The following is a 26,418-nucleotide window of genomic DNA, read 5'->3' on the forward strand; positions in this document are numbered from 1 at the left end:
CGCATATTTTTCGATAAGCAAAAAATATATAAATATATCGAAAAAACATTTGAAATTTATTCCGTTATATGATATAATAAAATAAGATATCGGTAAAACGAAAAAAGTTCATTTGGCGGAGGTTGCTATGGCTAAGAAAAGAAATAAGAAGAGTTCGGCAGTTAACATAATCGAGGGCGTTGTGATCGGTATTCTTATAATCCTTATCGCAGGTATGCTCTTTCTGTATTTTTCGTTCAGCGACAACGGTGCCGCTCCGAATATTTTCGGTTACACCTTCTATCACACCAAGGCGGTGAAAATGGAGCCTAAAATTCCCCAGAACACGGTCGTTATCGGTAAAACGGGCGACCTTGAAAATATCAAGGTGGGCAGCGTTGTGGTATGCAAGATAGGTGAGGACACTGTGCTTACAAGAGTTGTTCAGCTTATCAGCGAGAACGGCGAGATGTCCTATGTGGTCAAATTTGATACTGCTCCCGCCAATGATACCTTCAAGATACCCGCTGAAAATATCATCGCAAAAGCCACCAGCCAGAGCAGCATTTTCGGCTCTGTACTGAACTTTGCAACTTCTACATTCGGCATCATGCTGGTCATAATCATTCCCAGCTTTATTATAATCGTGTTCCAGGTGATAAGGATCGTTAATGTTAAGCGCACCCAGGAGGAAGCGGTTTCCCTTGACGAGCTTGACGAGATAATGACAAATGATGACGAGGACGGGCATGATTTCTTCGAGGAGCCTGCCTCCTTCTCCACTCCCGAACCTGAGCCTGAACCTGTTCCCGTTCAGGAGAAAACTGTTCTCAGCGTCGATAAGAATGGCAAGGCCGGTCTCTCCGCAGTCAGAGAAGAGGGAACTCCCCTGTTTACCTATGACGGATTTGCGGGAAATAAAAACAAGCGCCCCGAAACAAAGCAGGGCAGCTCTGTTGTCAAGCCCGTTAAAACGCCCCATACTGACAGATTTTTCTCCGAATATGCTTCCGAGGAGGAAAAAGCTCCGCTTTATGAAAACAAAGCGGAACAGCCTGCGGCAGAAGAGGAGAAAAGCGTTGATTTTATGAGCGGAGTTATCCCCCAGAGCATTGCAGAAGCTGCCGCAAAGGCAGAAATTCCTGCCGAGGAAAATTCTCCCGAGCCTGTCAAGACCTACGAGCCCAAGGCTGTAAGGGAGGATAAGATCGTGAAGGAAGCGAGAAATATCCCCGAGCAGGCGGTAATTCCCAAGGAAAAGCTTGCTCCCCCGAAAAAGAAAAACAACAGCAAGGCAATAAGCGAGCTTATGAGCATTATTGACGCAGAGGAGTCAAAGCTGAAAAAATGAGTTATATGAAAATTGCTTTGAATGAGGCATACGAGGGTATCAGAAACGGCGAGGGCGGTCCTTTCGGAGCGGTCATCGTTAAGAACGGCGAGGTCATCGGAAAGGGTCACAACCGAGTGCTTGCAGACCATGACCCCACTATGCACGGCGAGGTGGCGGCTATTCGAAACGCCTGCCGGAATATCGGCTCTCACAGCTTAAAGGGGTGTACGCTCTACACAACGGCGTATCCTTGCCCTATGTGTATGAGCGCGGCGCTGTGGGCAGGAATTGACAGGATAGTATACGGCTGCACCGTTACAGACACCGCAGATATCGGCTTCAATGACGATAATTTTTACGAAGCAATAAAGAGCGGCGAGGCTATTCCCCTTGAATGTGAGAACAGGGAGAGCTGTCTTGAGCTTTTTAAGGAATACGAGTCGTTAAGAGCGCAGAGATATTGATATCGGGTCGGCAAATTCGGAAGGAAAGTGGCTGGATCTGCCGATCATTTTACTAAAACAAAACCCGTGAGAAAGCCGAAGCCTTCTCACGGGAATTATATTTTTGCTCGTTATTTATCAAACCTGGCTGTTGTTGTCAAGGAAATCCATAACATCGTCAACAGTTGTGAATGCGAGAGAAGTGCAGGTATCTGCGCAGCCGTAGTAGATGCAAATTCTGCCTGTATCAGCGTCAACAAGGTTAGCGCAGGGGAATGTTACTGCATCTGTATCGCCGACAAGCTCATAATACTCCTGAGGGCTGAGGAGGTAGGAAGCGCCTCTCTTGAGGACCTTCCAGGGCTCGTCCTTGTCAAGGAGAGCTGCGGAGAAGCTGTAAACATAACCGTTGCAGGAGGTAAGAACGCCGTGATAGAAGATGAGCCAGCCTCTGTCTGTCTCGATGGGAATAGGACCTGCGCCCATCTTAGTGGACTCCCAGCCCTTGGAGGGACCCATTACGTGTCTGTGCTGACCCCAGAAGGTAAGGTCGGGAGACTGACTGATGAACATATCGCCGAAGGGTGTATGACCGCTGTCGGAAGGACGGCTCATCATCATGTACTTGCCGTTGATCTTTCTGGGGAACATAACGCCGTTTCTGTTGAAAGGCAGGTATGCGTTCTCAAGCTGTGTGAAGGTCTTGAAATCGTATGTATAAGCGATGCCGATAGTGGGCTTCCAGCCGTAAGCGTTGCACCAGGTAACAACGTACTTGTCCTCGAGCTTGCAGACTCTGGGGTCATAGCCGTACTGCCACTCTGCTACCTCGGGAATATCGCACTCAAAGTGGATACGCTCCTCGTTGATATCCCAGTTGATGCCGTCCTTGGAGAAGCCTGCGTGAAGCTCCATATTACGCTCTCTGTCGTCAACTCTGAAAACGCCTGCGAACTTGTAGTCGCCTGTCTCGAAGGGAACTACGGAGCTGTTGAAAATGGAGTTGGAAGGCTCTCTGTAGCCGTTAGCCTTCTTGACCATAATGTGGTCACGCTTGATGATGGGGTTAGCATTGTAGCGCCAAACTACGTCCTTGCAGCCCTCGGGCTTGTCCATCCAGGGAATGTTGGGCATCGATACACCGTTTACAACTTTTGTTTTCATAGGGTAAAACCGCCTTTCATTATAATAAAGATAAAATGGTTCAACACACGTTTTATCTGTGCTGTTCACTATATTTACTATACCAAAAATTTCTCCGTTTGTCAATGATGTTAGTTTTGCTATTTAGCGCAGTTTAATTTTGTTAAATATGCACAACAAAGTATGTTTTGAACATATTAAAACGGTCATTTGCCTGTTTGCAGTCAAATTTAAACGTTATCGAAGCTGATTTTCAATCATTTGTAAGCCCCCAAACAGACAAAGGTATATACACTTTTATCTAAAATGCACAGAAAACTCCCTTGATTTTTTACGCAAAGCTTTTATTTATTTTAAATTTAATCTAATTTAACCAAAATCAAGTTAAATTTAACCTATAAAAAAGACCTGCGCCGTCATGACGCAGGTCTCTGAAATTTGCTTTATCAGCCCATATTGGAAAGCTTGATAGACTTGGGGTCAACGTTTCCGTCATAGCCGTCATTTAAGGGTGTGCCCTTATTGTGCTTGGAAGCGTCAGCCTCGATAGCCTTAGCCATTGCCTCGATCTCGCTGAGGTCAAAGCCAAAGTTATTGTTAAGCTTGGGAGTAGGCTTGGGAGCTGCTGCAGGCTTTGCAGGTGCAGGAGCGGGAGCAGGTGCGGGCTTAGCTGCTGCAGGTGCAGGTGCGGGAGCAGGAGCGGGCTTAGCTGCTGCAGGAGCAGGAGCGGGTGCAGGTGCAGGAGCGGGCTTAGCTGCTGCGGGTGTAGGAGCAGGTGCAGGCTTTGCAGCCGCAGGTGCGGGAGCAGGTGCAGGCTTAGCAGGTGCGGGTGTGGGAGCAGGTGCAGCCATCTTTACGCCCTTAGGAGGAGTAAACTCGGGGATACCGTCCTTCTTGAGAGTATCCTGAGTATTTGTAAGGAGACCTGCTGTCTCGGTGATCTTTGCAATGCTCTCGGTAAGGCTCTGCTTGGAAATAGTTTCCAGCATTTCCTTGATGGAATTTACCTGACCCTCGATCTCTGTGATCTCGGCAAGAACAACTGCCTTCATATTATCGGCAGCACGTCTCATTTCGGAGGTCTTGCCCTCGGCGTCGCTCATCATCTTGGAGGACTTATCCTCAGCGTCGGTAAGGATCTTGGTAGCCTTTTCATCAGCGGTCTTAACGATAGTAGAAGCCTTGCTGTTAGCGTCGTCAACTACCTGATTAGCAAGCTTCTTTGCGTCCTCGTCCATCTTTCTCGCATTTTCCTTTGCGGTGGTAACGATGGTGGTAGCAGTTCTCTGAGCTTCCATAAATACGTTTGTAAGGTCCATTGCGCTGCTCTCTGCGGGAGATGCTGCGGCAGCGGCATTCTTTGCCTCGATAAGCTCGTTTTCCATATCGCTGATCTTCTTCTTCAGATCTGCGATCTCCTTGTCCTTCTCGGCAGCCTCAGCCTCGGCATTTGAGAGCTGATTCTTGAGAGACTCATTGCTTGTCTGGAGCTCGGTGATCTTAGCCTTGTCGGACTCGAGAAGCTTTTCATACTTCTCCTTATCCTCCATATTTCCGCCGCTGTTCTCAAGGAGAGCTTTCTTTTCTTCAAGCTCGTTTTCAAGCGTATATATCTTAGTATTGAGCTGATCTACGTATGCAAGTACATCCTTCTTGTCAAATCCGCCGAAGTTGACGGTTTTAAGGAATCCGTTTTCTGCCATGGTATGATACCTCCAAAAAATAAACTTAGCAGACGCAGATGCTTTACAGCGAGTATGTATGGTCTGCTGTTAATATATTTCTATTATAACACATTGTTCAAAATACAGCAACCAATTTCCGAAAAAAAATATGCATAAACTTGTCGCTTGATTTTTGGGCAGGAATTACAAATATAGTTGCCTATATTTTCCTATGGCGTACAATATACACAAATTCAGATATTTTTATGTACAATAATTGCTGCTGCGCTTTCTTATGAATTGTAATACTGTTCTCTCATTTTCTTTTTTAGCTCTTCTATCTCCATGTCCCTGGCGGATATCGTTTCATCGGCTTCGGCAAGCTTCTTTTTTGTGTAGTTTAGTTCATTTTCAAGCCCTTGGATCTTAACGTTGAGACTGTCTACAAGACGCAGTACATCTTTTTTGTCAAATCCGCCGAAATGCACTGTTTTTGGAAAGAGTGACTTATCCATTATAAAAACCTCCGTTCCTTATAGATCTTTTATATTATAACACATTGTGAATGTAATGTCAACTTTTTTCTATATGTATAATAATACCCCTCGCCTTCGGTACAAAGCCGCAAAGCGAGGGGTATCTTCAGTTTCTGAATGAGTCCAGCTCGGAAACAAGCTGCTGTTCGGCAGCAATAAGCTCATTTGTGAGCCGCTTGCTTTTCTCGTCGGCATAGTGATATTTGTCAAGATATTTGTTCAGTGTCCTGATACCCTTCTCACAGCCGTTTGTCACGAGCATTGCGGCGTCTGTATCGTCACCTGTCTGCATTGTAAGCTGAGTTTTGAGCGAGGACATTGATTTTGCCATTGCCCCCGCAGATCTTCCCTTGTCCTTTATGCGGTTGAGCTGCCTTTCAGTCTCGGCTCTGAGCCTTATATGCTCCTGCCTGCTCTGCTTGAGTATCTGTTCAAGCTCAGGGTCAGCCGCCTTGGGTATCACATCTTCAAGTGACGTGATACCCATTTTTATCCCCGCGTCACATTCCCTCAGAAGCTTTGAGGTATCGTGTTCATTTTCATATGGCATACTTAGTTTCCTCCCGATTTATTTTTGATTATTTTCCCCGCCCGTAAAAAAATTATTTATCCGAAAAGGTCATTAAAGAAATTTGACAAAAACTATTGCACATTTTTGAAAGATATGGTATAATTTACATAAATCATAAAATCACTGATACACATTTCCAAAATAATTTATAAAAGGAAGATGAATAATGATTTTTTTCGGAACTAAAAAAAATGACACCGCTCCCGTAAGCCCCTCCCCCGCTTCAGGGCTCAACCAGCCCGCAAATGCCGATGATTTCTTCAAGGATATGGGCAGAAAGCCGAAAAAGCGCGAGGTGGACGTTAATATAGAGTCCCCGGAGATCGTTGGTCTCAGAGAGGAGCCCCTCCCTCCTCCGGGCAGCTCCATTAAAAACATTGCGGAGCAAAGCACAGACGGGCTTGCCGACAAATCAGGCTTCGACGACAGCTTTATCCATGGAAATATCGTCACCGTCAACACCGAAGTTATCGACGTTGACGATGCTCTTGCAAAAGAACGTGCAGAAAAGGCACGACTTAAAGAAGAAAAGATGCTCAGCTCCCAGAACCCCGATGATTTCTTCAAGGATATTGACAGGAGAAAAAACAGGGTCAAGGCGGACATTGCAGTTCCCGAGGTAACAGGGCTGAGAGAAGCTCCCCTGCCGCCCCCGGGCAGCGCTATCAGAAACATTGCCGATGTAAGCACCGACGGGCTTATTGACAAAACAGGAATTGTCACAGAGGGTCTCGGCAATATTTCCGAAGTTGATATCGGCACAATAGACACAAGCGTCCTCAGACCCGAATAAGGAACCGCAATGAACAAGGAATGGTCCGAGCTCAACAAGACTATGCAGACGCAGCTAAAAAAGCGTGAGACTTTTTCCCGGGGTATCGATACCCTTCTTATGCTCAGAAGCGAGCTAAAAAAGGAGATATTCCGTTTCAGAGACGAGCTTTCCCGTGAGGAGCTGTGCGCCGCCCCTTTTATAAATGCCGATGGATATCACAGCAAAACTATCGCATATTCCCTGTGGCACATTTTCCGAATTGAGGACATTACCGCACACACACTTATTGCAGGGGACGAGCAGGTGTTTTTCGGGCAGGATTTCCAAAGCAGGATAAAATCCTCCATCATCACAACGGGCAATGAGCTTGTCAAGGAGGAAATAGTCAAATTTTCCGAGGCTCTTGACATTGATGAGCTGTACGCCTACATATCCGAAGTTGACCGCTCCACATCTAAGCTTCTCAGGTCACTTTCCTTTGATGATATGAAAATAAAAGTCTCAGATGAAAGGAGAAGCGTTCTTGAGAGTCTGAATGTGGTCAGCAGTTCGGAAAACGCCCGCTGGCTCATTGATTACTGGTGCGGCAAGGACAGCTGCGGACTTATTAAAATGCCCCTGTCGCGGCACCCGATAATGCACATCGAAGCCTGTCTCAGAATTGAGGATAGACTCCGAAAGCTGCGGCTCAAGGGCTGATAATATGGTATTTCAGATCTGCGTTATGCTTTTTTAAAGCAAAGCGCAGATTTTTTTATTTTTCCTATTGACATTTTTGGTCTATTGTGATAGACTATGTATAAGCGTTACGGTCTATAGCAATAGACCAAATATCAGATAGAAGGACGGTCATTAAAATGAACATATCCGACAGCGAGCAGAGATTGCTTGAGATAATCTGGGAAAACGAGCCTGTAAAATCGGGAAGGCTTGTAAGCCTTGCATTCGAAAGGCTTGGGTGGAAAAAGTCCACTGTTTACACCGTTATAAAAAAGCTTACGGACAAGCAGGCGATAAAGAGCGAAAATGCGGTCATCACTTCCCTGCGCCGGCGGGGCGATGTGCTGGGAGAGAGATCGGAGAGCCTTGTGAACAAGGTCTGCGGCGGCTCTCTGCCAATGTTTCTCACCGCATTTCTCAGCCGCGAAAAGCTTACAAAGGAAGAAGCCGAGGAGCTGAAAAGGCTCATTGACGAGCACACAGAGGAGGGCTGACAATGGAGAGCATTTTCAGAACAGTTCTCAATATGAGCATTACGGGCACATACATTGCCGCCGCGATCATGCTTATCAGGCTTTTTATGAAAAAGCTGCCTAAAAAATATTCCTATGCTTTATGGAGCATTCTGGGAATACGCCTGCTCTGCCCCTTTTCCTTTTCATCGGCGGCGAGCCTTTTTAACCTTATCCGCCCCGAGACAACGGAGAGCCGAATGACCTATATCCCCGAGGATATTTCACATTCCCCATCGCCCGCAGTGACTATCTCTATTCCCCAGGTAAACGAGGCTATAAACAATTCCCTGCCTGCGCCCGTTCCCGAATACAGCGCAGACCCTATGCAGATAATTATGTCCGTCTGCTCTGTCATATGGCTCATAGGCGTGGGGGCAATGCTTATTTATACGGCTGTATCGTTTATAAGGGTAAATCGACTTGTGAGGGACAGCGAACATCTGAGGGACAATATTTACCTCTGCGAAAATATCGGCTCGCCCTTTGTTTTCGGATATCTGAGACCGAGGATATACATTCCGGCAGGCGTTTCGGAAAAGGACACAGAATACATTGCCGCCCATGAGAACACCCACATCAGGCGGGGCGATCACTTTATCAAGCTTCTGGCAACTGCGGCGCTGAGCATACATTGGTTCAATCCAATGATTTGGCTGTCCTACAGGCTTATGTCAAGGGATATGGAGCTTTCCTGCGATGAAAGGGCAGTTAGAAGCTTTGAGGGAGACGTAAGACGGGAATACGCAAATGCACTTCTGAATATGTCTCTGCGGCAAAACAGGCTTTACGGTCTTCTGGGATTTGGGGAGACGGGTATCAAGTCAAGGATAAAGGGCGTTCTGAGCCTAAAAAAGCCTACGGTCATTGCCACAATATCCGCTGTGATACTTCTTGCAATTGCGGCGGTCTGCCTGCTCACTAATTCGGAAAATTCCGGAATTACCCTTGAAAATAATGCAGGCTCATATTCTGTAGCGGTTATAACCTACAAAGATGAAACCGAGACAAGGCTTTCCGACGGGGAATATATCCGTGAACTGATAGACAAAATAAACGGCGCAAAGCTTAAAAAGATACGGAAAAGCTCTCTGCCCGACATTGACGGCGGGATATACCTTGACTACGCTTTCAGAATGTACAAAAGCTCAGACTTCACGGGAGAATATGACAGCCTTACCGTTTGCCGCTCGGGAGATGTATTTTATGCGGTCTATGAGTCGGAGGGCAGTACGGAATATTATAAGATGTCGGAGGAAGGCTATAATGAGCTTTGCGGATTGCTCTCAGATGCACCGGTGAATGAGGAGCTTGAACAGCAGCTTGAACAAGAGACTGAACGGCAGCGTGAACTGGAGCTTGAACAGCAGCTTGAACGAGAGACTGAACGGCAGCGCGAACTGGAGCTTGAACAGCAGCTTGAACGAGAGATTAAACGGCAGCGTGAACTGGAGCTTGAACGGGAGCTTGAGTTCTGTTTAAGCTACCTCACCGATTACTGGAACGACTTTATGAAGATAGGTGATTTTGCTCCCGAGAAATACATCTCCGACCCCGATATGCTTATGTATGCCAATGCGAAAAAGAAAGCCAATGAGGATACTTTAGGCAATGGAGTAAAATCGCTTGAAGCAAAAAGCAGCATTGGAAAAGTCCTGAGCGGCATTACCGACGAGGGCAGAATATGGCTTTCATTTACCTACAACATTGAGCTTAACCTTGAGGACGGGACCACAGACAATGAACACTATAACGGCTACAAGGCATATTTCGAGCTCGAAGGCTCGGGAGACTATATGAAAGTTTACCGTCAATATGATATGTGGGGTGCGTGGCTTGAAGAACTGGGAATTGAAGGGACATATGATGAACCTTCCGACCTGCAGTATGTTGATATTGTCAAGGCAAGAGAGAGCATAAAATATCCCGAATATTGGCGCAGTCACAGCGAGGATTATCCTATATATCACAGGGTAACGGGAGGCTATTCCCCCGACCCGGAGGACAACAGAACGGTCAATGTCTTTCTTATGATACCTGCCGAATGGGAAATGGGGCACAGCACCGCTTCATTAAACGGCGGAAAGGTTTTTGAGATAGGCGTTCCCTATCCCGTAAGCGAAGGAATCGACCCCGAGGATTTCAAGACAGATATAGCTCACGGCTATGAGATAACTGTGAATGAAGAAAAATTCGGCGGTGAGGATGACCCGTTTGAATATTTTATCTCCACCTCCACTCCCGATAAATATTCACCCGATGGCAGCTATGATGCTTATGACTATGTTGTAAGAAGCGGGGATTATTACATATTTCTCAGCTTCATTTCCGATGCGGGAACGAGCGGGGAGACAATATATAAGCTGCTCAGCTCGCTAACCATAACCGAAAATACATAACACAAAGCTCCCCCTGTCAAATTGACAGAGGGAGCAAGCTTTTAATTTTTATCAGTTTTCAGCGTCCTGAAGGGCGTCGTAGCCATTCTCGCCGGTTCTTACTCTTACAACGTCCTCAACATCGTAAACGAATATCTTTCCGTCTCCGATATGACCGCTGTAGAGAGCCTTTCTTGCGGCTTCAACGACTGTTTCAACAGGAACCTTGCAGATAACAACTTCGACCTTTATCTTAGGCAGGAGCGTGGTCTCGATGGGAACACCGCGATACATTTCGCCTGCACCCTTCTGAGTGCCGCAGCCAAGGATATTTGTAACCGTGAAGCCTGTTACGCCGATATCGCTGAGAGCATTCTTGAGATCGTCAAACTTGCCCTGCTTGCAGACGATGGAGACCTTGGTGTACTTGTTCTTTGCGTTGGGGTCTCTCTCGATATGAGGACGGTTCTCAACAACGGGAACTGCTGCCGCAACGGGAGCAGGCTCCTCAACTGTGGACTTGCCTGTGAAGATAGAGATGGAAGAATTTGCGGGCATAAAGTCTGCATATGCGGAAGGAAGACCGTGCTCTGTGATATCGAGACCTCTTGTCTCCTCCTCTGCGGAAGCTCTGAGACCGATAGTTGACTTGATGATAACGAATGTGATAGTGATGGTGATCGCTGTCCATACAGCAACTGTTACAACGCCAAGAGCCTGAGTGCCGAGAAGTCCAAATCCGCCGCCGTAGAACAGACCGTTCATTGTGCATTCGGGAGCTGTTTCTGTTGCGAAAAGACCAACTGCAAGAGTACCCCAGATACCGTTCATCATATGTACTGCAACTGCACCAACGGGGTCATCGATGTAGAGAACGTGGTCAAGGAGCCATACGCCGAATACTACTAAGAGTCCGGAAACAACGCCCACCATTGCTGCGCCGAAGCAGTCCATTACATCACAGCCTGCTGTGATACCAACGAGACCTGCAAGGGAAGCGTTAAGGCACATCGAAACATCGGGCTTGCCGTATTTTACCCATGTGAATATCATACATACGACCGTTGCAACTGCGGGAGCTACCGTTGTTGTAAGGAAGATGGAGCCGAGCTGAGGACCTGTGGTTGCTGCTGCGCCGTTGAAGCCGTACCAGCCGAACCAGAGGATAAAGCAGCCGAGAGCGCCTATTGTAAGTGAGTGACCGGGGATAGCGTTTACCTTTGTTACCTTGCCGTCCTTGTCCTTGACAAATTTGCCGATTCTGGGACCAAGAATCTTTGCGCCGATGAGAGCGGAGATACCGCCTACCATATGGATAGCGCAGGAGCCTGCGAAATCGTGGAAGCCCATCTGAGCGAGCCAGCCGCCGCCCCATATCCAGTGTGCTTCAATTGGATAGATAAGACCGCTGATAACTCCGGAGTAGATGCAGTAGGAAAGGAACTTAGTTCTTTCAGCCATTGCACCCGAAACGATAGTCGCTGTGGTCGCACAGAATACAAGGTTGAAAACGAAATTGGACCAGTCGAAATTCTCATAGCTTGTGAAAATATCGAAGCCGGGCTTTCCGATAAGTCCCATATAGTCCTCACCGAGGAGAAGGCTGAAGCCTATCAGAATGAACATCACAGTACCGATACAGAAATCCATCAGGTTTTTCATTATGATGTTTCCTGCGTTCTTGGCTCTTGTGAAGCCCGTTTCTACCATTGCGAAGCCTGCCTGCATAAAGAATACCAGTGCAGCGCCGATGAGGAACCAGATACCGAACACTTCGCCCAGAACGGACTCCTGAACGGTCATAAGTTCTTCTGTCATATAAATCACCCTCCATTTTTTAAAACAAAAACGGCAATATAAAAAATGCAATTCCCTGAAAATATTCTTGCATTTTTTACAGCGCCGTTGCTGTTTTTTCTATGGTTTTATTATACAACGCAATTTGCCGTTTGTCAAGAGTTTTTTGAAAATTTATGCAATAAATCATATTTATTCCTGCATTTTATATCCAATATTATTGCATTTACACACTTTTATGATAAATTATGAATTTTGTATTTTGATAAATTGCATATTTTAGGGTAGTATCCTGCAAATTCGGGCAAATACGGGCGATATCATTCTATATGCAAGTAAAACAAAACTGCCTTGCATTTTCAACAAGGCTGTTTATCATACATATTTAAATGGTTTTTCGTCAGATCTCAGTATTGTCAATTGTCAGCCAATGCAATATCCTTAATGACCTCCCCCGCAATGATAAGCCCCACCACCGAGGGCACAAAAGCTATAGACCCGGGGATCATTCTCTTTTTGCAGTCCTCTTCCTCGCAGTCGGAGGTGCCGTTCGGAACAATAGGCGTTTCCCTTGAATAGACCACCTTGAGATGCTTTATCCCCCTGCGCCGCAGCTCGTATCTCATGACCTTTGCAAGAGGGCATACGGAGGTCTTGTAAATATCCGCCACCTCAAAAGCGGTGGGGTCAAGCTTGTTGCCTGCCCCCATGGAGCTGATAATGGGGGTGCCGCACCTGTCCGCATTCATTACAAGCTCAATTTTCCCCGAAACGGTGTCAATGGCGTCCACCACATAGTCATACTCCGTAAAATCAAATTCGCCTGCGGTCTCGGGAGTGTAGAAAACAGGGTGCTTCACCACCTTGCAATCGGGTGCAATATCCATGATACGCGCCGCAGCAGCGTCGGTCTTGAGCATACCCACAGTGCTTTGCAGAGCAATTATCTGCCTGTTGAGATTTGTAAGGCTCACCCTGTCGCTGTCAATAAGGTCAATGGCGCCCACGCCGCTTCGCGCAAGGGCTTCAACCACATATCCGCCCACGCCGCCTACGCCGAACACCGCAACACGTGCATTTTTAAGTCTTTCCATAGCCTCGCCGCCCAGAAGCAGCTCGGTTCTTGAAAATTCATTAAGCAATTTTAACGCTCCCTTTTCATTTACTTAAATAATAGTATATCATTCTTTTCGGAAATTTGTCAATATTATATACTGCCCTCTCGCATTTTATAAAAGAATATACGATACATATGCCTTTTCAATCAGCAATATGCACAAAAGCAATGTATAAATAATAACTTTTATAACAAATATTTGTATTGCGTTTAAAATTTATTAAAAAGGCTCTTGACAAAAAGGAATAAATAGGTTAGAATAAGGGAAAGCAGAAGTTATACCCTTTTGCTGTCAATGTGTTTTTTCACGGGGGCAATGCTATGACAGCTGAACGCAGCGAAAATAACGATAATCTGTGTGATGTGCTGTCCGAACGCTCCGACGAGGAGCTGGCAATGCTCTGCCGGGAAAACAAGCTTTATGTTTCCGGCTACAGTGAGCTTATCTACCGTTTTTTTCCAATGATAAAGAGCAAAGCGGCGGCTATCTGTCCCGACCCTTCCGCCTATGACGATCTCATTCAGGAGGGTATGCTCGGGCTGCTGAGCGCAGTCAGAGGATATAAGGACGATAAAAGCTCAAAATTCTCGTCCTTCGCATATTCCTGCATTGTGAACCGCATGAAAACTGCGGCTGCAAAGCTCAGGGGTCAGCAGTTTGCAGAGGACAGCAGCGATAACGAAGAACCCGCAAGCACTCTCACTCCCGAAAGCATTATAATTCAGAGGGAAATTCTGAAAGAGCTTGAAAACACATTATCCCCTATGGAAAGGCGCTGCTTTCTGCTTCACCTCTCAGGGCTTACTTTTGAGGAGATCGGAGCAAGGCTCGGCATTCCGGAAAAATCCGCTAAAAATGCCGCCGGAAGAGCGAGTGCAAAGCTTAGAGGGAAACTCGTCGGCAACGACGGATAATTTACGTGCATATGAGCAATGCTCATCTGTATATATGCGGCCAAGTAGCTTAATCATTTAGAGCGTTGTTTATCAAAGGTGTCGGTGCGAGTCCGTCCTCAGGTCCAATCAAAATTTATTTAAGCGAGGGAAATTAAAATGTACGAAGACAAGACATTAGTATGCAAGGAATGCGGCCAGGAGTTCGTATTCACTGCAGGCGAGCAGGAATTTTACGCTGAAAAGGGCTTTGAGAACGAGCCTCAGAGATGTAAGAGCTGCCGCAGCGCACGCAAGAACGGCGCCAAGGGTGAGAGAGAAATGTTTGAGGCTACCTGCGCTTCCTGCGGCGGAGTAGCAAGAGTTCCTTTCAGACCCAGAGAGGACCGTCCCGTTTACTGCAGCGAGTGCTTCGCTAAGATGAAGGAAGAATAATTCCGAGGGGCTTTATTTATGAGTCATACCCGGTCTGTCACCATGCGGCGGCAGATCGGGTTTTTATTTTGCCGCATTGCAGGATATATCTGCGTATAAAATTTTTAAAAATTTATTTTCTTGCAACATAAGCGTTTTTCTTGACTTTCGGCGGAAATTATGATAAAATAAAATAAAGTATGTATTTATTGGGAGAGATCATTCATGCCGCCTGAAAACAGTGCCGGACAAAGCCCTGCAAGGAATTATCAGCTGGATTTTCTGAAGCTGATCTTTACTTTTTTTGTATTTTTAGGTCATGCAGGTACTTTTTTTGCAAACCCGGGTACAAGAATACCTTTTGATATATCGTGGACATCTTTGGGATATGTAAGCGTTCATTCGTTTTTTGTTATCTCGGGACTCCTTATGATAAATTCCCTGTCAAAGCTGAAAACGCAGCCCGATAAAGCGGGTGAGACCGCGCTTAACTTTGTGGTACGCAAGTATAAGGCAATTGCACTGCCTTATATCGTCGTGCTCATTATCAATATTTTCGTGTACTTTAACGTAAACGGCTCTGCGGCAGGGCTCAAAAAGCTCCCCCACCTGCTTCCCGAGATCTTCTGCCTCTCCCAGAGCGGCACGAACATTGCAATGATAAACGGACATACCTGGTATATTTCGGCAATGCTCGTTGCATTGCTGCCCCTCGCATATCTTTATCTCAGAAACAACGACCTTTACATCAATATCCTTGCGCCCTTCGGCGGACTGCTGCTGCTCGGATTTATGCTTTCCTCCGAATACACCAATTCCCGTCACTATCTCAGTCAGTATGAATACTGCGGATTTATACTCGGCGGCGTGCTCAGAGCCGCCTGCGGGATACTCTTGAGCGGAGTGGCCTGGATCATCTGCAAAAAGCTTATCGCAGGAGTAAAAACAAAAGAGAGCCGCATACTGCTCACCATTATTGAGGCGGTCCTTTATCTTCTGTTCTTCGGCATCTGGTTTTATGCAGACCGCGACACAAAGTATTCATATATCGCTATGATGATAATCCCCATTATTATAGCAATAGTTTTCAGCCAAAAAAGCTATTTTTCAGAAATTTTCCAAAACAGGATATTCCGTTTCTGCGGCTCGCTGTCACTTGCTGTCTATCTGAACCAGTGGTGCGCAGAGATCCTTATTATGGAGTATTTCCCCGGAAAAAGCTTTAAGATGAGTTTACTTCTTATGGCAGGGATCACCGCTGCAAGCTGCTGCATTTACTATGCCGCTATCCATTTGCTCAGGCTTCTCTGGAACAAAAAGCTGAAAAAGCTCTTTGCAGATAAGCTCACTGAAAATGACAATTAAATTTTCCGGCATTTTTGAAATATGACAGTTAAAAACGGACTTTCGGTTTTATAATCTATTGACATTGAGAAAAAAATATCATATAATAAACTTGTACAGGTGTCTCCCGAGGTATAGGCTATCAAGTGTGAAAGGCGGTGCTTCAAGTGAAAAAACGGTATCTTGTTCTGACTGTAATAACGCTCATATCAATGCTTTTCCTTTTCACAGGCTGTGCCGACTCCAACGATGTCTCTGCCGCAGAAGCAGGCAATGCGGAGCTTTCCAAGGACGAGCTTGTCTCCAAGGTGGACAATCTCGAAAGCCAGCTTGCCGAGCTTCAGACCGAAGCCGCCCCCACCCTTATCCCCAAGTCAAAGCTTGATTATCTGAACGGCTCCGACCTCCCCGAGGTCAGCGCAGCAGTAAGCGCCAAGGAAAACGCTATGGTGGACCTTCCCAAGACCATAACCATAAAGGGCGTGGAATATTCCACCTCCCTCACCTCCCTCACTCTTAACAATATGGGGCTTACCAACGAGGATATCGCTGACCTGAAATATATGCTGAACCTCACCGAGCTTCACATCTATCAGAACAACATCAGCGACCTTACCCCCATAATGGGTCTTACAAATCTCCAGACCCTTTCCCTTTTCAAGAACAATATTTCCGACCTTACGCCAATTTCAGGGCTTACAAATCTCCGCACTCTCTATCTGAGAGATAACGAGATCAAGGATATCTCGCCTCTGAAAAATCTGGTAAATCTTACCAATCTGGATCTTTCCGACAACGAAATAACGGACATTTCCCCTCTCGAAGGCATGAAGGGTATGAAGCTCCTCAAATTAAATGACAACAAGATAAGCGATATATCCCCTCTTGAGGGCATGGTGATGATGGACCGTCTCCATTTACAGAATAATTCCATCACCGATATTTTCCCTCTGTGGCGTATGAGCGCTGTCACCGAAATATACATAAACGGCAATCAGATAACCGACATCACTCCCCTGGCGGAGCTTAAAACTCTGGGCTGGCTCAAGCTTTCGGACAATCCCCTCACCGACCTCAGCCCCGTTTACGAGCTGGACAGCCTGAAAAAGCTTTATATAATCAATATCGATCTCAAGCGCACATCGGACTTCAACGAGCTTGAATATCTTGAAACACATCTTCCCGACTGCGTTATTGTGACAAATTAAAAAAATGTGACTCTGCCGTCTTAACAGAGTCACTTGATTTTTTTCAAAATCGCTTGATTTTTTCCGAAAGGACGTTATTTTATGGAAACCATTACCGTGAATGCCTCCGAAAAATACGATGTTATCATCGGCGGCGGACTGCTGAAAAACTGCGGTGAATACGTAAGAAAGGTCACAAAGGCTGAAAAGATAGCCCTCATCTCCGACGACAACGTAAGCGGGATATATTCGGACAGGGTGAAAAAGTCCCTGAGTGAAGCGGGATTTGACGTTTGCAGCTTCATATTCCCCCACGGCGAGGCTTCAAAATGCTCCGACACATTAAATAAAATTTACAGCTTCCTGGCAGCCAACCATTTCACAAGAACAGACTGCATCATAGCTCTGGGCGGCGGCGTTACGGGAGATATGGCAGGCTACGCTTCGGCGACCTATCTCAGAGGAATGGATTTCGTCCAGCTCCCAACCTCTCTCCTTGCCCAGGTGGATTCCTCTGTAGGCGGAAAGACCGCCATCGACATTCCCGAGGGAAAAAATCTTGTGGGTGCATTCAAGCAGCCAAAGCTTGTTCTGTGCGACACCGAAGCCCTCAGGACCCTCCCCCGTGATTTCCTCATTGACGGAATGGGCGAGGTAGTTAAATACGCAATGATAAGATCTGCCCCCCTTTTCGATATCCTTATGAGCCGCGATATCGACAGCATATGGGAGGTAATGGAGGATATCATCGCCCGCTGCGTTGCCATAAAGCGTGACGTTGTTGAGGCGGACGAGTTTGACAAGGGCGAGAGAATGCTCCTTAATTTCGGTCACACCCTCGGTCACTCCATCGAGCAGTATTACCATTACACAGGAATTTCCCACGGCAGAGCGGTGGCAAAGGGAATGGAAATGATAACACGGCTTGCCGAGAGCAAAAATATGTGCAGAAGCGGTCTTACGGACGAGCTTATGACCGCGCTCGGAAAATACTGCCTTGACATCACCGTTGAACCCGAGGCAAAGGACCTCGGCGGTGCCTGCCTTAACGATAAAAAAAGAGCGGGCAGCAGTATCAGTGTTATAATATGCTCTGATATCGGCGTTTCCTCCGCCGTAAAAATGACAGTTGACGCTTTTGAAAGCTTCTTAAAATAAATTTTTCTTGAAAGTTGGTCTTGTATGGACGTTAAGATCTACCCCTCAAAGCTTATCGGAACGGTAAGCGCCCCCTCCTCGAAAAGCTATTCCCACCGAATGATAATCGCCGCCGCCCTTGCGGACGGAGTTTCGGAGATATCAAACGTTACCGACTCCAATGACATAACGGTCACATCTCAGGCAATGGAGGCTCTCGGCGCAAACGTGCTCGCCGACAGCGGCACATACACCGTAAGGGGCATTAAAGCTCCCGCCGAAAAAGCAGAGATCGACTGCGGCGAAAGCGGCTCCACTCTAAGATTTATCATTCCCGTTGCGGCTGCTCTGGGAACAACAGCCACCTTAAACGGTCACGCCAAGCTCCCTCAGAGACCCATAACCCCCTACACAAGGGAATTTCCTTCAAAGGGCGTTACCTTTGAGCCGCAGAGCGGTCTGCCCATTACCCTGACGGGAAAGCTCAGAGCAGGCGAATATGACCTTGAAGGCGACGTTTCCTCACAGTTTATAACAGGTCTTATGCTGGCGCTGCCTTTGTGCGATGAGGACTCGGTGATAAAGCTCACCTCCCCCCTCCAGTCAAAGCCCTATGCGGATATGACTATAGCGGCGCTGAAAAAATTCGGCATTGACATCAGAGAGATGTCTATGAACGGTCTGCCCATTTATCTTATCAAGGGCGGTCAGAAATACAAGCCCTGCCGCACAGCCGTTGAGGGCGATTATTCTCAGGCGGCGTTCTTCTTTGCCGCAAACGCTCTCGGCTCGGAGGTAAAGGTAACAAACCTTGACCCCCATTCCGTTCAGGGCGACAAGGCGATACTTGATATTATCGCTTCCTGCGGTGCGGATATGGCTCCTTTTACCGTTGATGTTGCCGATATACCCGACCTCGTTCCCATTCTTGCGGTCTTAGGCTCATTCACAAAGGGACAGTCAAAGATCGTTAATGCCGCCCGCTTGAAAATTAAAGAAAGCGACCGTCTTACCTGCGTGGCAAATGCCCTTAACGCCATCGGCGGCAAGGTAACAGCAGGAGACGATTTCCTCACAATGGAGCATATCGATACATTCACAGGCGGCGAGGTTGATTCCTGCCGGGATCATCGTATAGTAATGGCAGCCGCCATTGCCGCTACATCCTCAGATGCCCCCGTTATCATTCACGGTGCGGAGAATGTTAATAAAAGCTATCCCCGATTTTTTGATGACTTCAAGTCGCTCGGCGGACAGTTTGAAATATTGTAAGCCTTTTTAAATGGAAGGAGAAACCTACCGATGTCCTCATTCTGGAACCACAATATAAGCATTTCCCTTTTCGGGGAATCCCACGGTCCCGCTATAGGCGTGACTATTGACAATCTTCCCCCCGGGGAATATATCGACTTAGAGCAGCTCAAGGAGTTTATGGCACGACGCGCGCCCCGCAACGACGCTACCTCCACCCACCGCAGGGAAGCGGATATGCCCAGCATTATGTCGGGTATGCTCAACAACCGTACCACGGGCACTCCCCTTATGGCGCTCATTCAGAATACCGACCAGCATTCAAATGACTATAAAAACGTGTCCCATCTTGCCCGCCCGGGTCACGCCGATTATACGGGCGCAGTCCGCTATCGGGGCTTCAATGATGTAAGAGGCGGCGGTCATTTCTCGGGCAGACTTACCGCTCCCATCGTATTCGCAGGAGCAGTCTGCGGTCAGATCCTTGAGCGCAGGAGCATTTACACAGGCGCTCACATCGCTCAGATACACAATATCAAGGATACCATGTTCGACCCCTGCAACATCGACAGGGAGACAATTATCAATATCCGTCACAAAAAGATACCCGTTATCAATGATAAAAAAGGTACCGCTATGTACAACGACATCGCCAAGGCAAGAGAATGTCTCGACAGCGTGGGCGGTATCGTTGAATGTGCCATTACAAACGTGCCTGCGGGCATAGGCTCCCCTATGTTCGAGGGACTTGAAAACACCATCGCACAGCTGGTTTTCGGCATTCCTGCGGTAAAGGGCATTGAATTCGGCGCAGGCTTCAACGCCGTAAAAATGCTGGGAAGCCAGAATAACGATGACTTCTATGTTGACGACCACGGTCACGTCAAGACCAAGACCAACAATCACGGCGGTATTCTCGGAGGAATTTCCAGCGGTATGCCCATAATTTTCAGAGTGGCATTCAAGCCCACTCCCTCCATCGCCCAGCCCCAGGACACCATCGATTACTCAAATCTCACCAATTCCACCATCGAGATCAAGGGCAGACACGACCCCTGCGTTGTGCTGAGAGCAGTGCCCGTAGTGGAGGCGGCAGCCAATATCGCAATACTTTCGCATATGCTGGATTACCCCAACTTCTGAAAGGGTAAGGATAGCACAGAGGAAAAAGGAGAAAAGGAAAATGTCGGGTCAGCAGATGACAAGCCCGGAGCTTAACTCCGTTCACAGCGTTAAAATTCTGCTGTGCTATATTTTAGAAAAGCTTAACCGCCCCGTCACCGAGGAGCAGCTGAGACTCATCTCGGAGGACAGCGGCGTAATAAACTATTTTTACTATTCCGACGCCCTTTCGGAGCTTATCCGGAACGGCTCTGTCATTTCGGATAAGGGCAGCATAAGCCTTACCGAAAAGGGCAGGCTGGGCTCGGAATACTTTAACCGCTACATTCCCCTTGTTTTCAGAAAAAAGCTTCTGAAAGCCGCATTGGGTTTCTTTATCCGCGAACAGAACGAGGATATGTGCTCCTGCGCCGTTTCCGAGGCTGAGGACGGCTGCATGGTAAGCTTTGCGCTCTCCGACGGGGGCAGAGAGCTTATAAATATGAGCTTTTTTGCACCGGATACAGCTCAGGGCGAGCTTATTGCGGAAAGGATAAGGTCAAATCCCGGGGGAGCTTACAAAAAGATACTGGGCTTTCTTCTCGATAACTCCGAGGAAGAAATAGACGTTGAAAAATACCTTTGATGAAAGGAAGATCACTATGACTGTCAGCGAAAGCACACTTGAAAGGCTCTATGGCGCAAACGCTGTTTCTATGCAGAAAAGCAGATATGAAGCTGCAATGAAAAGCTTTGAGGAGATCTACGGCAAGCAGGATAATATCAGGCTCTTTTCCGCTCCCGGAAGGACCGAGGTAGGCGGAAACCACACCGACCATAACCGCGGCTGCGTTATGGCTGCGGCTGTGGGACTTGACGTTATCGCCGTTGTTTCGCCCTGCGAGGGAAACGTTGTTTCGGTAAAATCAGAGGGCTTCCCCGAGGACGTGGTTGACATCTCCGACCTTTCCGTAAAGGAAAACGAGAAAAATTCCTCCGCTTCCCTTATCAGAGGTGTTGCGGCAGGCTTTAAGAACGCAGGTCTCAAGGTCTGCGGCTTCAAGGCTTATACTACGTCAAATGTGCTCAAGGGCAGCGGTCTTTCCTCTTCGGCGGCGTTTGAAGTCCTTATCGGCACCATATTCTCATATCTCTGCAATGAGGGCAGCGTTTCTGCGGTAAAGATCGCACAGATCGCACAGTATGCGGAGAATGTTTACTTCGGCAAGCCCTCGGGTCTTATGGACCAGATGGCTTCCTCGGTAGGCGGATTTATCACCATTGATTTCAAGGACACCGAAGATCCCGTTATCGATTCGATCTCCTATGATTTTGCCTCATCGGGCTACACCCTCTGCATCGTGGACACAAAGGGAAACCACGCCGACCTCACTCCCGAATATGCAGCAATACCTGTAGAAATGAGATCCGTGGCAAAATTCTTCGGAAAGTCCGAGCTTCGCGATATCACAAAGGAGCAGCTCCTTGAAAATATCGCCGAGGTCCGCAGGGAATGCGGCGACAGAGCTGTGGCAAGAGCATTCCACTTCTTTGACGATAACGAGAGGGTGGGAAAAGAAGCGGAGGCGCTCAGAAACGGCGATATCGATGGATTTCTGAAGCTTGTGAGCGAAAGCGGAAACAGCTCCTTCAAATATCTTCAGAATGTTTTTGCCGTTAAAAATCCCTCGGAGCAGGGACTTGTTATGGGTCTGTACATTTCCGAAGATCTGCTTCGGGGCAGAGGCGCTGTGAGAGTTCACGGCGGCGGCTTTGCAGGCACTATCCAGGCATTCGTTCCCCATGACCTGCTTGATACATATTCCGAAGCTATGGAAAAGGTTTTCGGAAAGGGAAGCTGCTATAAGCTGTATATCCGTCCTGTGGGCGGAACAGAGATAAAGTAAAAAAAATGCGGTCTGCGTTTCAACCGAAAGCAGACCGCTTCATTTTTTTCGTTCAAGCAATACAATAAAATAATGCGCTAATACTAATTCTCAATCAACCTATAGACGGACTAATTGGTGGAGCAATAATTATCAGTCCACCGAATATGTCACTCTCAGCAGCTCCTCCACCGATGTAATGCCCATGCTTACAAGCTCTGCGGCGCTTTCTTTGAGGGGCTTCATTCCCTGAACGTTCTTGGCATACTCCTCGATCTCCTCTCTCGGAGCGTTATCGGTTATCATACGGCGTATCTCGCTGTCAACCGTTATCATTTCGTGAATGGACGTCCTGCCCTTGTAGCCCGAGTTGTTGCACTGGCTGCAGCCGCGGCTCCTGCGTATTTTGAGGACTTCTCTGCCGCCCAGCGCCGCAAGCTCCTCCTTGGTGGGAGTGTCATAATAGCCGCAGTTGGGGCATATCCTGCGTACAAGCCGCTGTGCCACCACGCCCACCAGGGTCGCGGATATCATATACTCGGGGATACCCATTTCCCTGAGCCTGATAATTGAAGATACAGCGTCGCCGGTGTGCAGAGTGGACAGCACAAGATGACCCGAGACAGCCGCCCTTACGGATATCTGAGCAGTCTCCTCGTCACGTGTCTCGCCCAGCATAATAATGTCGGGGTCCTGTCTCAGAAGCGCTCTCAGACCCTTTTCAAAGGTAAGCCCCGCCTGATTATTCACCTGCATCTGGTTAACTCTGGGGATAGCCCTTTCCACAGGGTCCTCGATGGTGGAAATGTTCACCTGCTGCTTGGCAAGGTGCTCGAGAGCCATATAAAGAGTTGTGGTCTTACCCGAACCCGAGGGACCTGTTATGTATATCATGCCCCCGGGAGAGCGGAGCATTTCAAGGAATTTCTCGCTGTTCTCATCGGACATCCCGAATCGTCCGCTGGTGTCGGAAACAACTTCGTTGGAGAGAAATCTCAGCGCCGCCTTTTCACCGAAAACAGTAGGTATCACCGAAACGCGGACATTCATCACATATCCCTCGATAACTGTCTTGAAATGGCCCTCCTGAGGAAGCCGCTTTTCGGCAATGTCAAGGTTAGCCATAATTTTTAGCCTTGAGATAAGAGCGGCGTGAACGGCGGCGGATATATCCACATAGTCAAGCACCACCCCATCAATTCTCATACGCACCGAGGTGCTGTTTTCAAAAGGCTCGATGTGAACATCGCTTGCCCCCGAGGAGCATGCCTTCACAAGCAGGCTGTTTATGAGCTTGACAACGGGAACATCGCTGTCGGTCTCGAAGTCCTCAAATACTCCCTTGGGCGGAATGTAGGAGGCGTCGGGAAGAGTGTCGGCAGCCATAGCCGCAGAGCGGGCGTTCACATCGGTATAATTGTAGTCAATGGCTCTTTTTATCTGGTCGGACTCCGCAAGGACGATCTCCAGCTGAGCGCCCGTTATCTGGCGGATATCCTCGATCGCGTAAAGGTTCAAGGGGTCGCTGACAGCCACAATAAGCCTGCCCCCCGCAGTGTCGATGACGAGAGCGCAGTATTTTTCCGCAAGCTGTCTCGGAAGCTTGCCAACCACCTTGGGGTTGACCTTTGTTGCGTCAAGATCGATGACCTTGCAGCCAAGCTTTTTTCCCATAGCGTCAAGTATCTGCCCCTCGGTAACGAAGCCCATATCAAGCAGAACTGTTCCCAGACGGCGTTTGCCGTCCTTTTTCTGTTCCGCAAGAGCCTGAGAAAGCTCTTCATCTGTAATATAGCCGTATTCCTTCAGGACCTCGCCTATGGGGATAATTTTGCTCATTTTACGGCACTCCCTTTTTGAAAAAAATTGATTTATTTTTATTATAATTTATTTTTGTACAAATTTCAATATGCAGATACAAATTTTATGAGATAGTCAAAATGTTTTTGCAAAAATGTGTAAAATAAACCGAACTTTATATAAGGGTATTGACGATTTATAGGGAATGTGGTAAAATTATAGTCAGAAAATTTTGATATGAGTAACCGTTGCACGGGAATGCTTACGGTCGGAAAGGAGCTTTTATGCCTACCTATAAATACAAGGCTGCCGCACTGAGCGGCAGAGCTGTAAACGGCAGGCGTGAAGCCGCCGATGAAAGCAAGCTGAGAGCTGCTCTCAGAGATGAACAGCTTTTTCTTGTAAACTGTACGGAAGTTAACGAAAAGCATTCGTCAAAGCAGCTGACCTCGGCGGAGCTTATCGATTTCTGCCGTCAGACAGGCTCAATGCTCTCCGCAGGGCTTACTCTCACTACCGTCCTCGGCATAATGCTGAAAGAGGAAATGAGCGACAATATGCAGCTTGCGGTAAAAAGCGTCTACCGCAGCATAAAGCTGGGCGCTCCGCTGTCGGAGGCAATGGCATACACAGGCGGCGCATTTCCGAAGGCTGCCTGCCGTATGATAGCCGCCGCCGAGGAAAACGGAACTGTTCCCGACGCCTGCATACGGCTTGCGGAGCATTATGAAAAGGACGAAAAAAGCAGATACGGCTTCAAGAGCCGGCTTGCATTTCCTCTGGCTCTTCTCGGACTGCTCGTGCTGCTGCTTTTCGCGGCTCTGATATTTGTCATACCCGTGTTTGCCGAAATTTACGGCGGAGAGGAGCTTCCGCCCTTTACGGCGTTCCTGCGGCGCTTAAATGTCTTTCTGACTGACAAATGGCTGTACGCCCTGCTTATCATAGGAGCTTTGGCGGCTGTCATCAGGCTTACACTGGCTATCCCCTCGGTGGAGATGTACATTTCAAAGCGGCTTGTGACAATGAAAAGAGCAGGCAGGCTTTTCAGGGTCATCTACACATCGCGCTTCTGCCGCACCTTTTCGGCTATGTACAGCGGAGGTCTGTCGGTCATATCCGCCTGCGCCGCCGCGGGTGAGGATATCGGCAGCGTGTATATGGAAAAACAGGTGGACGAAGCGATAAAGGCTATGCGAAGGGGAAGCACCGTCCGTGCGGCATTTGAAAGCGCTGACGGCTTTGACGGAAGACTGAGATCTGCCGTACTTGCGGGCGAGGAGTCGGGCAAGCTGGGAGAGATGCTTTCTGCGGCGGCTGAAGCTCTGGAACAGGAATCGGAACGGGCTGTAAAGCAGCTTTCCGAATTTGCGGAGCGTGTGATATTCGGTTCGGCGGCTTTTCTGACGCTGCTGATATTTGCAGTTATCATGCTCCCCGTTTACGAGCTTTATCTTGCAATCTGACCTATAAAAGGAATGTGCGTTTATATGGATATATCTGTTTATTTTTCTCCCGGGGGGATACGTATCGCAATGGGCAGCTTTTCAAAGGGCACCATAGTCCTTAAACGGCTCATTACCGTTCCCACCGAGCGCGACGCCATTATCGGCGGAGTTATCACCAATGACAGAGCCTTGAAAAAAGCCCTTGCCGATACCTGGAAGCATAATATGCTCCCAAAAAAGAATATAAGGCTCACGGTGGACGGAGGAGCAGTTCTCTTAAAGCCCATGACAGTGCCGATCACCGGCGAAAAAAATCTTGAGAGCATTATCAGGGGCGAATTTTCCGATGTGGAAAATGCCGATGACCTGCTTATCGACTATGCTGTGGACGAGCCTGCTTTAAAGGACGGAGGAGCTTCGGTTTTCGCCTTTGCCGCAGGACGGGAGTTCATCGGCAGCTATGTGGACCTCTTTTCCGAAATAAAATGCGGGATAAAGTCCATAAACACCGCTCAGAACTGCTGTATCAGCTATATGAAATTCACGGGGGCGGCAGATGGCAGGACCTGTATACTTGCCAGCGCCGACGGTAACGTTCTTCTGCTTCTGCTTTTCGTAAACGGGAAATACAGCTTCTCAAGCAGAGTGAGGCTTTTTTCCGAAAGCGGCACACGGGAATATGCGGAGGAGATCTGTGCGGCTGTTTCGTCAATGATACAGTTTCATAAGGCTCAGAGATACGGTACGGAGCTTCGGGACATATTCTTCTGCGGTCTCGGCGAGGACCATGCCGAGGTGTTTCACGCCGCAGAGTCAGCCTTTGAAAGCCTGAAAATATCCGATCTGCCCATACCTGTGGGCTGTATCACCAGGAGAGGAAACGGGATATCCGCTGAGGACGCAGAGTCAATGTCGGATTATATTTACTGTCTCGGAAATCTCATTTCATTATAACAGACGGCTTTTCCGCAGGGATAAGCCGCAGGAA

At 47.8% G+C, this 26,418-nt stretch carries 24 protein-coding genes; 17 read left to right on the forward strand and 7 right to left on the reverse strand.

All coding sequences use genetic code 11. The features are described from left to right. Positions 1-127 precede the first annotated feature (127 nt). Both ACI4J0_RS00765 and ACI4J0_RS00770 read left to right on the forward strand, forming a co-directional pair. Positions 128-1,330, forward strand: coding sequence for a signal peptidase I (locus tag ACI4J0_RS00765; RefSeq protein ID WP_439763906.1), 1,203 nt, complete (start codon positions 128-130; stop codon positions 1,328-1,330). After that, entirely contained in the window at positions 1,327-1,776 is a 450-nt protein-coding gene (locus tag ACI4J0_RS00770) for a nucleoside deaminase (RefSeq protein ID WP_439763907.1), read from the forward strand. Before ACI4J0_RS00765 ends, ACI4J0_RS00770 begins: the two co-directional genes overlap by 4 nt. Before the next feature lie 117 nt (positions 1,777-1,893). On the opposite strand, the gene ACI4J0_RS00775 is transcribed toward ACI4J0_RS00770, so the two are convergent. The 4 genes from ACI4J0_RS00775 to ACI4J0_RS00790 all read right to left on the reverse strand — a co-directional run bounded on the left by ACI4J0_RS00775 (position 1,894) and on the right by ACI4J0_RS00790 (position 5,648). Beyond that, positions 1,894-2,919: a glycoside hydrolase family 130 protein gene (locus ACI4J0_RS00775; RefSeq protein WP_439763908.1), complete on the reverse strand. Its 1,026-nt coding sequence runs from the start codon at positions 2,917-2,919 to the stop codon at positions 1,894-1,896. A 425-nt stretch (positions 2,920-3,344) separates the two neighbouring features. Beyond that, positions 3,345-4,601 (reverse strand): hypothetical protein, encoded by a 1,257-nt coding sequence (locus ACI4J0_RS00780; protein ID WP_439763909.1) that lies wholly within the window; start codon positions 4,599-4,601, stop codon positions 3,345-3,347. A gap of 254 nt (positions 4,602-4,855) precedes the next feature. Next, the gene (locus tag ACI4J0_RS00785; protein ID WP_439763910.1) at positions 4,856-5,077 is read right to left on the reverse strand and encodes a hypothetical protein; all 222 of its coding nucleotides are present in this window, start codon (positions 5,075-5,077) and stop codon (positions 4,856-4,858) included. A 127-nt stretch (positions 5,078-5,204) separates the two neighbouring features. Next, the gene (locus ACI4J0_RS00790) at positions 5,205-5,648 is read right to left on the reverse strand and encodes a hypothetical protein (protein ID WP_439763911.1); all 444 of its coding nucleotides are present in this window, start codon (positions 5,646-5,648) and stop codon (positions 5,205-5,207) included. A 187-nt stretch (positions 5,649-5,835) separates the two neighbouring features. On the opposite strand from ACI4J0_RS00790, the gene ACI4J0_RS00795 reads away from it, so the two are divergent. From ACI4J0_RS00795 to ACI4J0_RS00810, 4 genes are all read left to right on the forward strand, one after another. Beyond that, positions 5,836-6,462, forward strand: a complete 627-nt coding sequence (locus tag ACI4J0_RS00795) for a hypothetical protein (RefSeq protein ID WP_439763912.1) — start codon at positions 5,836-5,838, stop codon at positions 6,460-6,462. A 9-nt stretch (positions 6,463-6,471) separates the two neighbouring features. Then, on the forward strand, positions 6,472-7,143 hold the full coding sequence (locus ACI4J0_RS00800; protein ID WP_439763913.1) for a phage head-tail adapter protein: 672 nt from the start codon (positions 6,472-6,474) through the stop codon (positions 7,141-7,143). Between the two features lie 158 nt (positions 7,144-7,301). After that, a complete protein-coding gene (locus ACI4J0_RS00805) occupies positions 7,302-7,658 on the forward strand; it encodes a BlaI/MecI/CopY family transcriptional regulator (protein WP_439763914.1) in 357 nt (118 codons plus the stop codon). Between the two features lie 2 nt (positions 7,659-7,660). Beyond that, positions 7,661-10,075 carry a M56 family metallopeptidase gene (locus ACI4J0_RS00810; RefSeq protein WP_439763915.1) on the forward strand — a complete coding sequence of 805 codons (2,415 nt, stop codon included), beginning with the start codon at positions 7,661-7,663 and terminating at the stop codon, positions 10,073-10,075. 51 nt (positions 10,076-10,126) lie between these two features. On the opposite strand, the gene ACI4J0_RS00815 is transcribed toward ACI4J0_RS00810, so the two are convergent. Together ACI4J0_RS00815 and ACI4J0_RS00820 are read right to left on the reverse strand one after the other, a co-directional pair. Next, positions 10,127-11,872, reverse strand: a complete 1,746-nt coding sequence (locus ACI4J0_RS00815; protein WP_439763916.1) for an ammonium transporter — start codon at positions 11,870-11,872, stop codon at positions 10,127-10,129. Between the two features lie 395 nt (positions 11,873-12,267). Further along, positions 12,268-12,993 carry a tRNA threonylcarbamoyladenosine dehydratase gene (locus ACI4J0_RS00820; protein ID WP_439763917.1) on the reverse strand — a complete coding sequence of 242 codons (726 nt, stop codon included), beginning with the start codon at positions 12,991-12,993 and terminating at the stop codon, positions 12,268-12,270. A gap of 296 nt (positions 12,994-13,289) precedes the next feature. Between ACI4J0_RS00820 and ACI4J0_RS00825 the strand changes: the two genes are divergently transcribed. The 9 genes from ACI4J0_RS00825 to ACI4J0_RS00865 all read left to right on the forward strand — a co-directional run bounded on the left by ACI4J0_RS00825 (position 13,290) and on the right by ACI4J0_RS00865 (position 22,203). Continuing rightward, the gene (locus ACI4J0_RS00825; protein WP_439763918.1) at positions 13,290-13,883 is read left to right on the forward strand and encodes a sigma-70 family RNA polymerase sigma factor; all 594 of its coding nucleotides are present in this window, start codon (positions 13,290-13,292) and stop codon (positions 13,881-13,883) included. 138 nt (positions 13,884-14,021) lie between these two features. Next, entirely contained in the window at positions 14,022-14,297 is a 276-nt protein-coding gene (locus tag ACI4J0_RS00830) for a zinc-ribbon domain containing protein (RefSeq protein WP_432649440.1), read from the forward strand. A 204-nt stretch (positions 14,298-14,501) separates the two neighbouring features. Next, positions 14,502-15,641: an acyltransferase family protein gene (locus tag ACI4J0_RS00835; protein ID WP_439763919.1), complete on the forward strand. Its 1,140-nt coding sequence runs from the start codon at positions 14,502-14,504 to the stop codon at positions 15,639-15,641. Between the two features lie 146 nt (positions 15,642-15,787). Further along, entirely contained in the window at positions 15,788-16,828 is a 1,041-nt protein-coding gene (locus tag ACI4J0_RS00840; RefSeq protein ID WP_439763920.1) for a leucine-rich repeat domain-containing protein, read from the forward strand. Between the two features lie 81 nt (positions 16,829-16,909). Then, entirely contained in the window at positions 16,910-17,965 is a 1,056-nt protein-coding gene (gene aroB, locus ACI4J0_RS00845; RefSeq protein WP_439763921.1) for a 3-dehydroquinate synthase, read from the forward strand. 24 nt (positions 17,966-17,989) lie between these two features. Then, positions 17,990-19,216 carry a 3-phosphoshikimate 1-carboxyvinyltransferase gene (gene aroA, locus ACI4J0_RS00850; RefSeq protein WP_439763922.1) on the forward strand — a complete coding sequence of 409 codons (1,227 nt, stop codon included), beginning with the start codon at positions 17,990-17,992 and terminating at the stop codon, positions 19,214-19,216. A gap of 30 nt (positions 19,217-19,246) precedes the next feature. Beyond that, complete coding sequence (gene aroC, locus ACI4J0_RS00855) at positions 19,247-20,338, forward strand: chorismate synthase (RefSeq protein ID WP_439763923.1); 1,092 nt, start codon at positions 19,247-19,249, stop codon at positions 20,336-20,338. 40 nt (positions 20,339-20,378) lie between these two features. Next, on the forward strand, positions 20,379-20,942 hold the full coding sequence (locus tag ACI4J0_RS00860; RefSeq protein WP_439763924.1) for a DUF4364 family protein: 564 nt from the start codon (positions 20,379-20,381) through the stop codon (positions 20,940-20,942). 16 nt (positions 20,943-20,958) lie between these two features. Then, positions 20,959-22,203, forward strand: coding sequence for a galactokinase (locus ACI4J0_RS00865; protein ID WP_439763925.1), 1,245 nt, complete (start codon positions 20,959-20,961; stop codon positions 22,201-22,203). A gap of 132 nt (positions 22,204-22,335) precedes the next feature. On the opposite strand, the gene ACI4J0_RS00870 is transcribed toward ACI4J0_RS00865, so the two are convergent. Next, the gene (locus ACI4J0_RS00870; RefSeq protein WP_439763926.1) at positions 22,336-24,021 is read right to left on the reverse strand and encodes a GspE/PulE family protein; all 1,686 of its coding nucleotides are present in this window, start codon (positions 24,019-24,021) and stop codon (positions 22,336-22,338) included. Between the two features lie 245 nt (positions 24,022-24,266). Here ACI4J0_RS00870 and ACI4J0_RS00875 point away from each other — a divergent pair, with 245 nt between their 5' ends. Together ACI4J0_RS00875 and pilM are read left to right on the forward strand one after the other, a co-directional pair. Beyond that, positions 24,267-25,448, forward strand: a complete 1,182-nt coding sequence (locus ACI4J0_RS00875; RefSeq protein WP_439763927.1) for a type II secretion system F family protein — start codon at positions 24,267-24,269, stop codon at positions 25,446-25,448. 24 nt (positions 25,449-25,472) lie between these two features. Next, positions 25,473-26,384 (forward strand): type IV pilus biogenesis protein PilM, encoded by a 912-nt coding sequence (gene pilM, locus ACI4J0_RS00880; protein WP_439763928.1) that lies wholly within the window; start codon positions 25,473-25,475, stop codon positions 26,382-26,384. Positions 26,385-26,418 lie beyond the last annotated feature (34 nt).

Origin of the sequence: Huintestinicola sp. (genome assembly GCF_051882455.1) — a bacterium.
Taxonomy (GTDB): Bacteria; Bacillota; Clostridia; order Oscillospirales; family Ruminococcaceae; genus Huintestinicola.

Excerpts from the sequence above, each read along its gene's own strand:
- ACI4J0_RS00765 (WP_439763906.1), top strand. The coding sequence starts at position 128 with ATGGCTAAGAAAAGAAATAAGAAGAGTTCGGCAGTTAACATAATCGAG.
- ACI4J0_RS00770 (WP_439763907.1), top strand. The coding sequence starts at position 1,327 with ATGAGTTATATGAAAATTGCTTTGAATGAGGCATACGAGGGTATCAGA.
- ACI4J0_RS00775 (WP_439763908.1), bottom strand. The coding sequence starts at position 2,919 with ATGAAAACAAAAGTTGTAAACGGTGTATCGATGCCCAACATTCCCTGG.
- ACI4J0_RS00780 (WP_439763909.1), bottom strand. The coding sequence starts at position 4,601 with ATGGCAGAAAACGGATTCCTTAAAACCGTCAACTTCGGCGGATTTGAC.
- ACI4J0_RS00785 (WP_439763910.1), bottom strand. The coding sequence starts at position 5,077 with ATGGATAAGTCACTCTTTCCAAAAACAGTGCATTTCGGCGGATTTGAC.
- ACI4J0_RS00790 (WP_439763911.1), bottom strand. The coding sequence starts at position 5,648 with ATGCCATATGAAAATGAACACGATACCTCAAAGCTTCTGAGGGAATGT.
- ACI4J0_RS00795 (WP_439763912.1), top strand. The coding sequence starts at position 5,836 with ATGATTTTTTTCGGAACTAAAAAAAATGACACCGCTCCCGTAAGCCCC.
- ACI4J0_RS00800 (WP_439763913.1), top strand. The coding sequence starts at position 6,472 with ATGAACAAGGAATGGTCCGAGCTCAACAAGACTATGCAGACGCAGCTA.
- ACI4J0_RS00805 (WP_439763914.1), top strand. The coding sequence starts at position 7,302 with ATGAACATATCCGACAGCGAGCAGAGATTGCTTGAGATAATCTGGGAA.
- ACI4J0_RS00810 (WP_439763915.1), top strand. The coding sequence starts at position 7,661 with ATGGAGAGCATTTTCAGAACAGTTCTCAATATGAGCATTACGGGCACA.
- ACI4J0_RS00815 (WP_439763916.1), bottom strand. The coding sequence starts at position 11,872 with ATGACAGAAGAACTTATGACCGTTCAGGAGTCCGTTCTGGGCGAAGTG.
- ACI4J0_RS00825 (WP_439763918.1), top strand. The coding sequence starts at position 13,290 with ATGACAGCTGAACGCAGCGAAAATAACGATAATCTGTGTGATGTGCTG.
- ACI4J0_RS00830 (WP_432649440.1), top strand. The coding sequence starts at position 14,022 with ATGTACGAAGACAAGACATTAGTATGCAAGGAATGCGGCCAGGAGTTC.
- ACI4J0_RS00835 (WP_439763919.1), top strand. The coding sequence starts at position 14,502 with ATGCCGCCTGAAAACAGTGCCGGACAAAGCCCTGCAAGGAATTATCAG.
- aroB (WP_439763921.1), top strand. The coding sequence starts at position 16,910 with ATGGAAACCATTACCGTGAATGCCTCCGAAAAATACGATGTTATCATC.
- aroA (WP_439763922.1), top strand. The coding sequence starts at position 17,990 with ATGGACGTTAAGATCTACCCCTCAAAGCTTATCGGAACGGTAAGCGCC.
- aroC (WP_439763923.1), top strand. The coding sequence starts at position 19,247 with ATGTCCTCATTCTGGAACCACAATATAAGCATTTCCCTTTTCGGGGAA.
- ACI4J0_RS00860 (WP_439763924.1), top strand. The coding sequence starts at position 20,379 with ATGTCGGGTCAGCAGATGACAAGCCCGGAGCTTAACTCCGTTCACAGC.
- ACI4J0_RS00865 (WP_439763925.1), top strand. The coding sequence starts at position 20,959 with ATGACTGTCAGCGAAAGCACACTTGAAAGGCTCTATGGCGCAAACGCT.
- ACI4J0_RS00870 (WP_439763926.1), bottom strand. The coding sequence starts at position 24,021 with ATGAGCAAAATTATCCCCATAGGCGAGGTCCTGAAGGAATACGGCTAT.
- ACI4J0_RS00875 (WP_439763927.1), top strand. The coding sequence starts at position 24,267 with ATGCCTACCTATAAATACAAGGCTGCCGCACTGAGCGGCAGAGCTGTA.
- pilM (WP_439763928.1), top strand. The coding sequence starts at position 25,473 with ATGGATATATCTGTTTATTTTTCTCCCGGGGGGATACGTATCGCAATG.